The sequence below is a fragment of the Pseudoalteromonas caenipelagi genome (assembly GCF_013140855.1).
Classification (GTDB): domain Bacteria; phylum Pseudomonadota; class Gammaproteobacteria; order Enterobacterales; family Alteromonadaceae; genus Pseudoalteromonas; species Pseudoalteromonas caenipelagi.
Genome location: NZ_JABBPG010000001.1, coordinates 969,994 through 985,224, shown reverse-complemented (window position 1 = coordinate 985,224; position 15,231 = coordinate 969,994). Strand labels below are relative to the sequence as shown.

The following is a 15,231-nucleotide window of genomic DNA, read 5'->3' as shown; positions in this document are numbered from 1 at the left end:
ATAACAAAGCAGCTTACAATGTTAGTCTTCAATATCATCTAAGAAGCTGTCAATATCTTGCGTCATCAAACGTTCAATACGTTCTTTAGCATTCAAAAAGCCTTGTTCAGCAGCTCGGGCATACCAAAGTTTAGCGAGCTCATAATCACCTCGGACCTCAAGAAAACATGCCAAATAATATTGTGCCAATGCCAGACCTTGCTCTGCGAGCTCTGTTAAGATAAAAATTGCTTTTTTGTTATAGTCTTGAGGCTGCTGCGTTGAAAAAAACATGGGTCTAAAAACCTTTGCTACATATTTATCGGCGATTTGCAGTGCCTTAAGGGGGTCATGCTTAATAACATGTGCGATATCCTGATCAGCATATTGCTCATCACTCACGTCAAAGTGAACTCGAAAGAGACGGGTTTTGTCGTTCCAATGTTTTTCCAAAAAATATAATTTGTTTTTTATAAGCCACTTGTCAACGCTTCGAGCTTGGTGTTTATCAAACAGGCTTTGTGTGCGGGTATCCCGAACGTGTCGTATATACTTTCTCGGCAGATATAGGCTGTTTGTATCCATAATGGTATTGTGTGCTTCCTGCTTATATGCCGTAATATTTGAAGCGTTGTTACAGGTATTTGCTTTGAATCGCTTTTCTTTGGGAAGCTGACTGTCCGACTCAATATAAACGATGTTTGCAGAGCGCTGATTAACGTGACATTGTGTTTTTGCCCTGTCCTCATTTAACGCATATTCATCATCAAAATGAAACATGTGCATCAGCTCATGGTGTAAGGTACTGGCGCTAGGGAGTTCGTTGGAAAATATTTGCGCTCGGTTTTGTATTGCATAGGCTAAAGAATCCTCGTAATAAAAGTAACGACTGGCATAAATGCGAATGTCGGTACCATATTTTTCGTATAATCCCGTTGTGATACACAGTTGCGACGCACAATTCAGCAAAGGTTGTGCTACGTATTTTACGTTTACACAGACATTGTCGAGCTTAAAAGGCAAAAACAAACTAAGTGCATTACGATAGTAGCTGTCTAAGTTTGTTCGCTGGCTATCAGTAAGTACTTCAATTGTTATATCACACGTCTGTGACAGCGGTTGGTAATCCGAGATATTACGCAATTGTCTTTCAATAATCCGATATATTCGCTTGGGTGCTTTAGGTAGTCGCTCAGCGTAATGCTGAAATTGTTCAATCAATCGGTGCATTATGGGTTCAGGCACCGTGAGATTATCGACATTATTGGCAAGTAATACGATTAAGTTATAGTACTGCTCAAGTATTTGATGTAATGACGCGGCATTATCATCACCTTTACTCTTAAAAATACGTGTGTGGAACATGTTAACCGTCCAATCAAACGCCTGAGTTGGTGTCATATTTTGTTTTTTTCCGGCCAAGTAAAGGCGGGCAAGGCTAAATTGTGCTTGGTAATGCTGCTGTTGCGCCGCATGCTCTAACCAATAGATGGCTTGACTATAGTCAGCGTGAGCAACTTGGCCACTTAGGTATATCTCACCTAATGCCCATTGGGATGCGGCTTCTCCTGCAAGTGCTGCTTCTGTATACCACCTAATTGCTTCAGTATCGTTTTGTTCAATATACATACCTAGCAGATGCGCTCTGGCCAGTGTTGTCTGAGATAGTACATGCCCCCCTTTAGCAGCTTCTTTTAAAAGGGCCATTGCCTTGCTTCGATCCTGCTTAACACCTAGGCCCTCGAAATATATATGAGCGAGCATCGCTTTTGCTTCTACACTGCCGTGAGAAGCGGCTTTTTCATAGTGGGACTTGGCTATTTCATAGTTTTGTGTAACCCCAGTGCCGTAAAAGTACTGTTGTGCAATATGTATAGAGTGCCCGCGTTGTGAGAGCGATAGCCAATATTCAGATTTCTCGAAGTCAGGATCTAGGGTTCGGTTATTTAAATAAAGACGAATAAGCGCGACTCGCGCGTCAGCATAACTTTGTAAAGCCGCTTTTTGGTACCAATAAATCGCCTGTTGTAGGTTTTGTTCACGAGAGTTTTTATCGTTAACGTTTCCAGCGTGATAAAGCCCCCCTAGCTTATATTGTGCTTTGGCTAAGCCTAATGAGGCGGCTGATTGTATCCAGTTTAGCGCTAACTGTAGGTTTTTTTCAACGCCATACCCGTTAAAATAATGGGTACCCAGATTATACATCGCCAGAGCATTGTTTTTTTGTGCAGCTCGCTTGCTCCATTGAAGTGCCTTAAAGTGGTTTTGTTTAACTCCCAAGCCATGAGTATATAGGTAACCTAGCATTGACATTGCACCAGCATGGCCTCTTTTAGCAGCATTGTTAAACCATGCTAACGCGGACTGGTAATCTTGTTTCTCGAGACTGCTTTGGCCTAGTTTATATTGCGCTTGTGTAATTTGCTTAGAGCGCTGTGCTACTTCTTCGAACTGTAATGGGGAGACCGCGCATGAACATAAACAAAGCAGGCTAAGCACTAAAAAGGGAAACTTCATTAATTAAACAAACAGTAAGTAGCGTAAAAAATTGGCGAGATTATACGCAAAAATCAACAAAACTGGTAATTTATTGCGTATTTTGCAATTAAATTGTATTGCAAACGTGGTAATTGCTTGATGCGCATCATAAAACGCGTTAGCCAATATTGAGTGTTGTTATGTTACAATGCCTGCTTATTAAGTTATTTCATTTAGCCCAAAGTAAATAGTCAAAGCGAGCGTTACCCTTGGACGAATTATTAAAGCCTATCAAACAATTTTTACAGTGCGACACCCCTGATGCATGGGTAGCGGCGGCAACCAAACCTGAAAACCTGCCTGTTGTGCTGATCGATCACTTAATTTGTGAGCTAAAAGCGTATATGTGCAAGTTGCTAAATGGTTGTACAACGGACCTATTTATAAGCGCCTTCAATGGTGATTTCCCCCTAGGCCATAAATTAACCACTAAGGAGGCTTAAGATGGATGAGTTACTAAAGCCAATTAATTCGTTTCTACAAGCATCAACGCCTGATGAGTGGATTACTGAGGCAACAAAGCAAGACAACCTATCAGTGGTGCTCATAGACCACCTAGTGTGTGAGTTGAAGGCAGCTCAGTCAGCAATGTTCTTGATTCGAAAGTATGCAGTGGATAAAGAGAGCGGTGATGCGCTACTCGAATGGCTTAAACCCTTCGAGACACTGATATACAAGCGACAGGGTAACTGGCGTGAACTAGCAGACAAGAACAAGCTCACCAAATCAATGATCCCAAAGTCAAATACACCTTACGGGCAAAACTTGATAGACAAAATGGTGATGCTTATCAAAGAAGAGCTTCATCATTTTTATCAAGTACTCGAGATCATGCATGAATATGGTGTCGAGTATCAGAGTATTACTCCATGCCGTTACGCAAAAGGTATGCTGCGTCATGTGAAAAGTTACGAGCCTGACGCTTTAGTCGATAAACTAATCATAGGTGCTTATATTGAAGCTCGCTCTTGTGAGCGTTTTGCAAAGCTAGCTCCGCATGTTGATAAACGTTTAGGTGATTTTTATATTTCATTGCTTCGCTCTGAAGCGCGTCATTACCAAGATTACTTAACACTGGCACAAGATATTAGCGAATTTGATATCACTGAGCGCGTTGAGTTCTTTGGCAATGTTGAAGCTGAGCTTATCTCAAGCCCCGATGAGGACTTCAAGTTCCACAGCGGTAAGCCAATAGCACCTTGCTCTGCTAATAAAAGGTAGGGTGTTTCTTTGGTTGAAGATGCAATAGAATTACTACCGGTATGGACTCTGCATAGAAAAGCAATAAGTAACCGGTTGAGTAATAGGATTAGCTATCAAAGTTCTCTTATTGTTGAAGAGTTCTTGGAGTCTATGAAAAAGTCATATAATGACAATGGTAAACGTTTTAACAAGCCAGTAACTAAAAAGTGTCTGTCTACAATTTTAGCCCACCTAATTTATGCAAGCGAACATAACCTTCGAGTAAGGTATTCGCGTTCAACAAGCCACGTTAAAGGGGCAATGAATGCACTGACCACAATAGGTGTACTAAACTTCCTTCAAAGACAGTCACTTGTAAAACAAGATATCGCTCATCAAAGTGAGCATAGCAATAAGCAGTCAACGTTTTGGGCTACAGAAAAGTTCGAAGAGCTTGTTAAAAATACTGTTAAGTGGAGTGAATTAGCATATACGGGTCCATTAGTAGTCATTAGAGACGAGAGCAAGGAAATGTTACCTCTGCCTGCTCAAGCAAAAAAGGTTGTTACAGCCGTAAATATCTTAAATACTTTCTTGAAGTGTTTTGAGGTTGTTCAGGATGGCAAGAAGCAGTGTATAGCTTTAAGAAGGGTCTATAGGGACTCTTTAGAGTTAGGAGGGCGTTTCTATACTCATGGCATGCTGACGTACCAAAATAACAAAAAAGCTCTACGTAGTACTATCAAAATTGATGGTGAAGATACTTGCGAATTAGACTATAAGGCAATGCACCTAAACATTCTACATGCATGGAAGAAAGTACAATGTAAAGAAGATCCATATGATATCCCTGGTCTTGATAGGGACACTGTAAAGCGCCTTGTGGTTAGATGGGTTAACTCAAAGCCCTCTGATTTTAAGAGAGTGGTTACCATGAGTGGTAAGTCAGAGTACAAAACTGAAGCTGGAAGAGTGCATTTAAACCCTGATGCAAGAGATAGCCTTATTGAAGATCTACCTCCTGGGATTAAAGGGGAATATGCGTATAGTAAGCTCTTGGAAGCTTACCCTGATATAGCCAGCTTTATAGGGCAGAAGAATATCGGACTACAGCTACAGAATACGGACAGTACTATCATGAGCATCATTCTTGATGAGCTCAAGTTGAGAATGATCCCTGCATTGCCATTACATGATTCAGTAATAGTCAAAACCAGTGATGCTGAGATTACTGAAAAAGTCATGCTAAAAGCGTATCAGAAGGTTTTAAATGGCTTCAACATTAGCATATCTCGAAGTTAGTTAATTAACTGTAACGCACCCCCTTTACAGCTTAGAGTAGTTATATATGGTTGATTGGTAGGTGGGTTACTTTAGCCCATTTGTCGTGCCCTAACATTTTTACTTAGACAAGTAGTACTCCTACGACGAAGTCGGAGGAGCACAAAGGAGGCGAAGCCTTCTTTGTCCTTGTGGCCGTTATTCTCGTTATATATGGCCTTTCAACGTATGTTAGATGTTGTTACTTAGATTGTTTATTGACCTCATATTACGCACCAATTATGTTGATGTGTCTATTGGTGCTTTATTCTCTAATTGGAGTCTATCCTAGGCTAGAAGGGGGTAGTCGATATGTATTTAGTGATACCCCTTGTACATTTAGCCTTCTGTTTTACCCTTTCAGCTTTATCGTTCGAAACCCCCTGCATCGCAATTAATTTGGGATCAGCTTATGACGTAGCCACCACAGCTAGGTTTATCTTAAAGTGTTCATATACACTTAATTCGGGATGAAAAGCCTTCTTTAACTACGGTCTAAGTGGAAACAGTGATTGTGAGTACGAAAAGTTAGCGTCCTGCGGCGCAAAGGGTTTGAAACAACTTCAAAGGGTATGCCCGTTGGCCTGACCGCTTGATTCTTTCATGCTACTAATACGTTAAGTGACTTGGTAAAGCCTATGCAGCAGCTGCTTAGCGTTAATAGCAGTCTTTAATTTTAGCTATGGTATGGCCCGCCAAATATTCCAACGAACCTGGGAGGCTTTTTAGCCGGCTGATGAAGAGGCTGTATAGCTCGAAACTCAACCTAAGTCTAAATATGTAAAGACAAAAAAGTGGTTTTTGTGTATAAAACACTATCGGCTAAGTATATCTTGTCGGTAGTTAAACTTACGTGCACACGTGGGTATAGTAGGCTATAAGCGAATAACGTATACAGGGAGTAGATAAGTGCAATCAGAAGCAGATACTAGAGCAAATTATATAGATCCAGCTCTCAAGGCAGCACGTTGGCAGCCAGGTAATATCATTCGTGAGCATTACTTCACCGATGGACGCAAGCTATCAGGAGGCCTAAGAGGCAGGCGCTGTTTCGTCGACTACCTTCTTCACAAGGAAAACCGTTACCTCGCTGTAGTTGAGGCCAAGAAGGAGTCTGAGCACCCCACTAAAGGGCTTCAACAAGCCATTGACTACGCTAAAAAGCTATTAGTTCGTTTTGTATACTCCAGTAATGGCCTTCAAACCTACGAGTTTGATCTTGAAACAGGTAAGGGGGACTACATTGAGTTTTACCCAACACCAGAAGAGCTCGAAAATCGTTACGACGGTGTGAGTTCCGACTTAGGGCAGCAGCTTCGTAATGTACCGTTTCATCTAGAAGGAGCAATGCAGCCTCGCTATTACCAAGAACTAGCCGTACATGCTGCTACAGATGCGATTGGTAGAGGTGATCCACGTGTATTGTTAACTCTGGCTACGGGCACTGGTAAAACATTCATTGCTTTTCAAATTGTGCACAAGCTGTTTCAATCCCGCTGGAACAAAGAAACTCCTGGCACCCGCCGCCCCAGAATACTGTTTTTAGCCGACCGTAATATTTTAGCAGACCAAGCAATTAACACCTTTAACCCATACGAAAAAGACCTGATCAAGATTAACGGGGAAGAAGTACGCAAGCGAGGCGGAATAGTACCAACTAATGCGCATATCTTTTTTGCCATCTACCAAGCCATTGCTGAACGCGAAGATATAGAGGGGCACTACAAAGCCTACCCGAGTGACTTTTTTGACCTAGTAATGATTGACGAGTGTCATCGTGGCAGTGCTAATGAATCAGGCTCATGGCATGCTATTCTAAAACACTTTGGTAGTGCCGTGCATGTAGGTTTAACTGCAACGCCAAAACGTGAAGCAAATGTAGACACTTACGACTACTTTGGTGCACCAGCGTTCGAGTACTCACTAAAAGACGGTATTAATGATGGTTTCCTAACCCCTTACCGAGTCAAACGTGTCCGTACTAACTTAGACGAGCTGGTACTGACCAAAGACGACAAAGTCATCGAGGGCGAGTCAGGACAAGATGTTTATCAGGTTGAAGACTACGATAAGAAAATAGTTGTCGACGAGCGTACAGAGTTAGTGGCGAAGGCTATCATTGACAATATTAACCAGCTCGACAAAACCATCGTTTTTTGTGAAAACCAAAACCATGCGCTTACTATGCGCGACATGATCAATAAGCACAAAAAGGTTAAAGACTCACACTACTGTGTACGCGTTACTAGTGATGAAGGCAAAGGTGGACGTGAACTACTTGAGAAATTTCAAGACAACGATAAAGACATCCCCACGATTATCACTTCATCACAAATGCTCACTACGGGTGTTGATGCTCGTAATGTGCGCAACGTAGTGCTCGATCGAACTATAGGGTCAATGGTGGAGTTTAAGCAAATCGTTGGTCGTGGTACTCGCGTTTTTGACGGAAAAGACTACTTCAGTATTATCGATTTCCGCGGTGCTTCTAATAAGTTTTACGATAAAGATTGGGATGGAGAGCCAGAAGCGCCAGAACCAGGCGGTACCACTGAACCTACACCACCTTACACACCAGAGCCGCCAGGAGGTACAGAAGGGCCGGAGCCTACACCTGGTGAGCCTAAGCCACGGTTAAAAGTGAAGTTAGGCAAGCATCGTGAACTTAAGGTTACTGATGTTGAGATCCGATATATAGACGACAATGGTAAGCCGCTCACAGTGCAAGAGTTTGTTGAGCGCCTTATCACTCAACTGCCAGGGCTATTTAAGTCGGTTGAAGAGTTAACTAAAATTTGGTCAGATCCCGACGAGCGAGAAACCTTACTCAGTAAACTTGTGCAAGCGGGCTTCGATAAAGAGCAGCTTGCCACGTTGCGTCGCATGTTCGAAGCTGAAGAGTGCGATATATTCGACTTACTTGCTTTTTTAGCCTTTGAGCAGCCTATGGCTACACGTAAAGCTCGCGCTGACAATGTACGTGCTAATAGCACCTTTTTTAGTCAGTACCAGCAAGAAAAGGCTCAGCAGTTTTTACACTTTGTACTAAACCGCTACGAGCAAACAGGCAGTGCAGAGCTATCACGCGAGCGCTTGCCAGCTCTAATTGAACTATCAGGTTTGGGGACTGTTAAAGATGCCTCGACTGCTTTTGGAGGTAAACCTGCATACCTACTAGCAGCATTCAAACAATTGCAGCAACAGCTTTATCACGTGAATTAATATGGAAATAACACTAGCGCCCAACCCTCTTTATGACCAACAGCAAAACCTTATGATCAATAAGGTAGCAACCTTGATTGGTGAGAATGGCAGCGGTAAATCGAGTATTTTACAATCGGTATTTGAAGAACGGTTAAACAAACGAGCACACCAAAACTTGAACGTGGTGTGTTTTTCTTCTGGGCAAAACGAAAACTACTCAGAAAAGTTTAGTAGCTACTTGGGACGCGAAAGACAAGCTGGTAGAGGCCTTGGTTTAGAATGTATGTACTTCGATAAACCTTGGTCTAAACTACTTATTTTTTTGGCGACTTCAATCAAACGTACCGGTAAGGTTCGCTCGTTTTTGCGTGAGCGCGGGTACGTTACTGAGTCAGCTCAGAATGGTGATGATCAATCTACCTGTCTGAAGTGTGCGTTTAAAATAGACAAAAACTATGTATCTAGAGTGCAAGATGCCTTAAAACGAGAAATGAAGGGCGAAGTTAATACGCTTAGAAGTACACCTTATTTTCGTTCACTTGATAGCTTTATCAGCATCCTTTACTCGAAGGACTATGAGTTCGAAGAGCCAATTCGCAAGCACACTATTGAAATATTTGCAGATCGCTTGGTTGATATATCGTTCGATTTTCCAAGACAAACTCAAGCAGGAGAAGAAGGCGCTGAAGCAGGTGAAGTAAATGCTCAAGCTCAAAATACAGCGTTTGATCCTGAGGTGAGCTTCTTCACTCAAGCAGCGGATAATAACTATTTCATAGACAAGCAAGGTTATAAGCTTCTTTTCAAGGGGGAAATTGAGCTCGACCAGCTAAGCGATGGCGAATACCAATTACTCTTTCTTTATGCGTTGATTGACCTTTTCGATGCGCCTGATACCTTGTTCCTATTGGATGAGGCTGACTCACATCTACACTATAAAAATGTGGAAAAGCTATGGAGTTTACTACATGGTATACAAGGTAATGCAATTACTACCACGCATTTACTGGACTCTATTTCAGCTAAGGAAAACCGCATTGAGCACCTCAAAGTCGTAGAAAGTGGCCGGATTAATGATGATAATAAAATCAAGCAATTGATCAACAGGTTAAGTGTTCTATCACGTGCAAAGTCTGTTGAATTCGAAGTGTGTGGCAAGTTGCCAAATATTGCCTTGTTAGATGATTACAACGATTGGATCATTTTTACACGTCTGGCTGCTCGTGCAGGGCTAGACATAGATAGGTTATCGACCGTGCATGCAATGAAAAAGTCATCAAGCTACGCGTCAGCTAACGAGACTTTTGGTAAAGGTAAAGTTGATTGGCTACATGGTTTAAGTAAAATTGACTCGCCACTTATCACCACTAGAGCCTTCTTAATCTGTGACAGGGATGAAGCTGCACTTGAATGGAACGCCAACGATGGCGTGCAAGTCAATGGGCGTATCTATAATGACCTACTCAATGCAGTTAAATGGCCTCGTGGTACTAAAGTGTCTCCATATCTACTGGCTTGGAAACGCCGTGAAATCAAAAATTACTTGCTTTCACATACTGCATTATCAAATAATAACGCCTTAGACCAAGTCAACAACGGCGATATTGCGTTACGCAACCACTTAAAGCCTGATAAACCAGGTGACAATGATGATATCCGTCGATTAAATGCCAAAGGTGTTATTGACCCACTTATAAACACTGAGGGCGCAGGGCTCGACATTGAAAAACTCCAAGCCTATATCAATCTTATCCCGCGAGAAGAAATCAGCGAAGACATAACCAACATGTACAACTTTATTACTGGAAAACTTTAAACAATGTCATTACAGCAAAAAATAGACCGAATTACCGACATACTTCGCCGCGACGATGGTATTAGTGGTGCCATGCACTACACAGAGCAAACTTCGTGGGTGCTATTTTTAAAGTTTTTGGATGATTACGAGTCTGAAAAAGAGGATGAAGCAGTTTTGTCAGGCAAGGGCTATCAACCTGTCTTGGATGATGACCATCGTTGGTCAAGTTGGGCTTGCCCTAAAAATGCTGACGGTAAGCTAGACATTAATCGAGCACGTACCGGCGATGACCTAACTGACTATGTTAATAACAAACTGTTTCCATATTTAAAAGGTTTCGCAGATACAGCCGCAACTGGTGCTGGAGCAGACCCTAAATCGTTTACATACAAGATTGGGGGTATATTCCAATATTTAGATAACAAGGTCGCGTCAGGCCATACGCTTCGTGAAGTGCTGGATATTATCGACACCCTAAACTTTCAATCTGGTGACGAAATGTTCGAACTATCACTCGTCTATGAAGGTCTGTTACAGAACATGGGTGATGCGGGAGGCTACGCAGGTGAATTCTACACTCCTAGACCTGTTGTAAGGGCGATGCTTAAGGTAATTGACCCTAAGGCAGGGCAAACTATTTACGACGCCGCAGCAGGCTCTTGTGGCTTCTTAGTGGAGGCCTTTGATCATTTAAAGGCTAAAAAGGATGAGCTATCTACTGAGCAATGGAATTTTATACAACGCGATACTTTCTTTGGGTTTGAAAAAACCTCTTTGGCTTATGTGATGGGCATGATGAACATGATCTTGCATGGTATTGAATCGCCCAACTTGTACCGAGGTAACACTCTTACTCAGAACATACGAGATATTCAAGAGAAAGATCGCTACGACATCATTCTAGCCAACCCGCCATTTGGGGGTAAAGAGAAGCCACAAATCCAACAAAACTTCCCTATTCAAGCTAACGCCACTGAGTTGTTGTTCATGCAGCACTTTATGAAAACGCTTAAAAGTGGGGGCAAAGCTGCAATTGTAGTGCCAGAAGGTGTTCTGTTCCAAACCAACAGCGCTTTTAAGCAAGTTAAGCAAGAGCTGTTAGAGAACTTTGACCTGCATACTATTTTAAGTCTACCCGCAGGTGTGTTTTTACCTTACTCAGGCGTTAAAACCAACGTGCTGTTTTTCGAACGAAGCGGCGGTACTAGTGATGTGTGGTACTACGAATGTGAACCTGAGCAAAAGCTTACTAAAAACAAACCGGTAACAGATAAGCACCTGGAAGAGTTTGTTGAGCTGTATAGCAGCCGTGAAACCACGGATCGTTCATGGACAATATCGGCCAGCAAGCTCGCAGAAGACTACGATCTATCAGCCAAGAACCCTGCCAAGCAGAAGGATGCCGAGCATTTAGCGCCTAGCGATATTCTCAAGCAGATTCGTATCAAAGAAAAGTTGGTATCTAGCCTGCTGGATGAGATTGAAGATTTGTTGGTGGGGCATAAAAAATGAAACAGGTTCAATACGTGCTTCCAGACAGCTGGGCATGGAAAACTCTTGAGGACGTGTCTGAAAAGATAACTGACGGAACTCACCATAGCCCGAAGGTTCAGTTCTCGGAGTGGGAGCCAGGAAGATTTAAATATATCACATCCAAGAACATCAAAAACAGTGGAATGAAGCTAGACAACATTTCATACATAGATCAAGATACACATTCGAATATTTATACTAGATGTCCACCAGAGATTGATGATCAGTTGTTAACAAAAGACGGCGCAATGACTGGTACATGCTGCCTAAATGAGTTGGATGAACCTTTCTCACTACTGTCAAGTGTTGCCCTAATTAAGCAAAAGCGCTCAATAATACTACCTAAATACTTGAACTATTACCTGCAATCTCAAGTGGGGCAGAACTTCCTTCTCGGAGATATTTCTGGAGCTGCAATTACTCGAACTAATATCAAAAAACTTAAGGGTACACCTGTTCCATTGGCACCATTTTCAGAACAGGAGCGCATTGTTGAAAAACTCAATGCCTTGCTCAACCGCATCGATATAGCCATTGAGCACTTGCAGGAAAGCGCCTCGTTGGCTGATGCTTTGTATGCAAGTTCACTTGATCAGGTATTTGAGAAAGTCTATTTGGATTATTCAACGGAACCTTTATCAACACTCGCGAATAAAATAGGTAGCGGGGCAACGCCAAAGGGTGGGCAAAAAGCTTATAAAGAATCGGGGGTATCATTGATACGTAGCCTCAATGTGCATGATTTGGAATTTAAGCCAGCGGGGTTAGCTTTCATAGATGATGATCAAGCCGAGAAGTTAAGAAATGTTGTTGTAGAAAGAGGTGACGTTCTTTTAAATATTACCGGAGCATCAATTGCTCGGTGTTGCGTTGCTCCGAATGAGTATCTGCCAGCCCGTGTAAACCAGCACGTATGCATCATTCGCCCTACACTAGAATTAGATTCTTTATACCTGAATTACCTTTTGACCAGTCCTAAATTCAAAGCCTTGTTACTTTTCCAAGGGGCTGGCGGCGCAACAAGACAAGCTTTAACCAAAGTAATGGTTTCTAACTTGGATATACCGCGTCCACCACTTGAGGAGCAGGTTAAACTCGTAGACAAAATGAATCTATTATGCAAAAAGAATCGTGATTTAAAAGAACAGATCAATTCAAAGGTTTTCGACTTAATCACTTTAAAATCATCAATTCTCGATTCTGCCTTTAAAGGCGAGCTCTAAGGAGAGAGTATGAGTTTACAAACCAATCTAAAAGGACGGTTACGCAACACCTCCTTACCGAAGAGCCATGGGCTAATGCCTGTATTTGAGGCGGTAGTAAACTCTATTCACTCGATCGAGGAAAGAGATTGCAGCGATTCAGGTAGGATTGTTCTTAGTATCGATCGCGCAGCTCAGGCTAGCCTTGACTTCAGCGCTAAAACACAACAACCAATCGTTGGTTTTACTATTACGGATAATGGTTGTGGCTTTGATGAGGTGAACTTTAGATCATTTGAAACGCTTGATTCTGATCATAAAATAGGTAAAGGTTGTCGAGGCGTTGGCCGCTTGATGTGGTTGAAAGTGTTTGATTTGGTGGAAGTAGAAAGTCACTTTATTGATAGTGAAGGTGAACTCAAAAAACGTATACTTTGCTTTGATGATAAGAAAGGTGTCCATGGAGAAAAGGTTGTTCCCCCTACAGCCCAGAAGCCAGGTACTATTATCAAGTTAATGGGTTTTGACAAAAGCTATAGAAAGCAGGTGCCTTGTAAAGGAGCCTCTATAGCTAACCAACTACTGGAACATGTACTATGGTATTTTGTACGTAGCGAAAAGCCGCCACGGATGATTGTAGAAGAGTCAGGAGAGACAATAGACCTAGACACTTTGTATGAAGAGCACATGCATGCAAGTACTCATCATGAAACCATAACTATTCAAGACCACTCCTTTGACCTAATTCACATCAAATTTAGAGCATCAGTTAACAAAAAACATCAACTAGCCTTATGTGCTGCGAACAGGTTGGTCAAAGAGGAGTCGATTCAGGGCAAGATGCCTGGCCTTTACGGCAAGATATCAGATGCTGACGGCGAGTTTACGTACACTTGTTATGTATCCTCTAACTACCTCGATGAGCATGTACGAAGTGAGCGGACTTCTTTTAATATTGCCGAAGACGTTGATAGCATGCTCAACGATGTGAGCTTTAGCACTATTCGTGTTGAGGTGTTAGCCCGTACTAAAGAGTATCTACAAGACGTTTTAGCAGAAAATGTATCAGCAGGTCGTAAGCGTGTAGAAGACTTTATCGACAATAACGCGCCACGATACCGGCCTATAACACACTATGTAACGGAAGAGATGCTAATTGTTGATCCTGAAAAGTCAGATAGAGACTTAGAGCTGCATTTACATGCCCAATGGTACGAGGTTGAGCGTCAACTTGTGACCGAGGGTCATGACGTAATGCAGCCCAGAAATGGTGAGCTCTTAGAGGTATACAAGGAAAGGCTAAGTGAGTATTTACGTAAAGCCGAAGACCTCAAAAAGTCTGATCTAGCTAATTATGTATCACATCGTAAAGTTGTAATCGACCTACTGCAAAAATCCATAGAACGGCTAGATAATGGCAAATACGCACGTGAGGATATGATTCATGAGCTGATCATGCCTATGCGTAAGGATTCTAGCGAGGTTTTTGTTGACTCATGCAACCTTTGGCTGATCGATGAGCGTTTAGCTTTTCACAATTACTTGGCTTCTGACAAAACACTGAATGCTATGCCTATCACAGGAAATGTCGCCACTAAAGAGCCTGATTTATTAAGCTTAAAAGTGTTCGATAACCCTATGCTCGTTAACGACGATGCGAGCTTTCCACTTGCCTCAATAACCGTAATCGAAATCAAGCGTCCCATGCGTAATGATATGAGTGGGGGTGAAGACAAAGACCCCATTGATCAAGCTTTGAGTTATTTAGAGCGAGTACGTGATGGTAAAGTGACGACAAAGTCTGGAAGGCCTATACCTGGGAATAACGATATTCCTGGTTATTGCTATGTATTGTGTGATCTGACTGAGTCGATGAAAAAGCGATGCCGTCGGGCTAACTTACGCATCACGTCTGATGGTATGGGCTATTTCGGCTACAATGAGCCGTCACATGCCTATATTGAAGTAATTAGTTTCGACCAGTTAGTAAAGGCTGCAAGAGAGCGAAATAGGGCCTTCTTTGACAAGCTAGGCTTACCCTCCGCATAGTGTTTATCACAACTGTGGTTGCTATCGTTGTACAATGATTATAGATGCGATTAATATTCAAGTACGCACGTAGAGGACTACATTAGTAGCAGTGTTGAGTGACTTTTATTGCTACCAAATATACCTTAAAATCAAGCGGCCAGCTATGTTGCCCGCTAGTGCTTTAAAACGTTTTATGAACCATTAATATTCAAACACGCACTTGTAGGGATTACATTGGTATCAGAGCTGAGTGGCTGGTTTCGCATCCATTTACTATAAATGATGTATTGGCGTGAAGTTTAAAGCAGCTGTTGTAGGATAGCTTTAGAGGTGCCCTTAATATTCAAACACGCACTTAGGGGCTACATCGGTAGCAGTGTTAAGTGACACTTCTTGCTACCAGATTCACCACTGAATCATCTGGTAAGTTACGTCAGCCGTTAT

At 42.2% G+C, this 15,231-nt stretch carries 9 protein-coding genes; 8 read left to right on the top strand and 1 reads right to left on the bottom strand.

Annotated features, from left to right (window positions below; translation table 11 throughout):
* Window positions 1–21: 21 nt before the first annotated feature.
* Entirely contained in the window at window positions 22–2,496 is a 2,475-nt protein-coding gene (locus tag HG263_RS04330; protein ID WP_171624818.1) for a tetratricopeptide repeat protein, read from the bottom strand.
* Window positions 2,497–2,726: 230 nt separating this feature from the next.
* Here HG263_RS04330 and miaE (HG263_RS22800) point away from each other — a divergent pair, with 230 nt between their 5' ends.
* The 8 genes from miaE (HG263_RS22800) (at window position 2,727) to HG263_RS04290 (ending at window position 14,805) form a co-directional block, all read left to right on the top strand.
* A complete protein-coding gene (gene miaE, locus HG263_RS22800; RefSeq protein WP_171624817.1) occupies window positions 2,727–2,960 on the top strand; it encodes a tRNA isopentenyl-2-thiomethyl-A-37 hydroxylase MiaE in 234 nt (77 codons plus the stop codon).
* A 1-nt stretch (window position 2,961) separates the two neighbouring features.
* Window positions 2,962–3,738 carry a tRNA isopentenyl-2-thiomethyl-A-37 hydroxylase MiaE gene (gene miaE, locus HG263_RS04320; RefSeq protein WP_171624816.1) on the top strand — a complete coding sequence of 259 codons (777 nt, stop codon included), beginning with the start codon at window positions 2,962–2,964 and terminating at the stop codon, window positions 3,736–3,738.
* 9 nt (window positions 3,739–3,747) lie between these two features.
* A complete protein-coding gene (locus tag HG263_RS04315) occupies window positions 3,748–5,001 on the top strand; it encodes a hypothetical protein (RefSeq protein ID WP_171624815.1) in 1,254 nt (417 codons plus the stop codon).
* Between the two features lie 927 nt (window positions 5,002–5,928).
* Complete coding sequence (gene hsdR, locus HG263_RS04310; RefSeq protein ID WP_171624814.1) at window positions 5,929–8,241, top strand: EcoAI/FtnUII family type I restriction enzme subunit R; 2,313 nt, start codon at window positions 5,929–5,931, stop codon at window positions 8,239–8,241.
* A 1-nt stretch (window position 8,242) separates the two neighbouring features.
* The gene (locus HG263_RS04305) at window positions 8,243–10,039 is read left to right on the top strand and encodes an AAA family ATPase (protein WP_171624813.1); all 1,797 of its coding nucleotides are present in this window, start codon (window positions 8,243–8,245) and stop codon (window positions 10,037–10,039) included.
* 3 nt (window positions 10,040–10,042) lie between these two features.
* Window positions 10,043–11,533 (top strand): class I SAM-dependent DNA methyltransferase, encoded by a 1,491-nt coding sequence (locus HG263_RS04300; RefSeq protein WP_171624812.1) that lies wholly within the window; start codon window positions 10,043–10,045, stop codon window positions 11,531–11,533.
* Window positions 11,530–12,777 (top strand): restriction endonuclease subunit S, encoded by a 1,248-nt coding sequence (locus HG263_RS04295; protein WP_171624811.1) that lies wholly within the window; start codon window positions 11,530–11,532, stop codon window positions 12,775–12,777. The genes HG263_RS04300 and HG263_RS04295 overlap by 4 nt, the downstream gene beginning before the upstream one ends.
* Before the next feature lie 9 nt (window positions 12,778–12,786).
* Window positions 12,787–14,805: an ATP-binding protein gene (locus tag HG263_RS04290; RefSeq protein WP_171624810.1), complete on the top strand. Its 2,019-nt coding sequence runs from the start codon at window positions 12,787–12,789 to the stop codon at window positions 14,803–14,805.
* Window positions 14,806–15,231 lie beyond the last annotated feature (426 nt).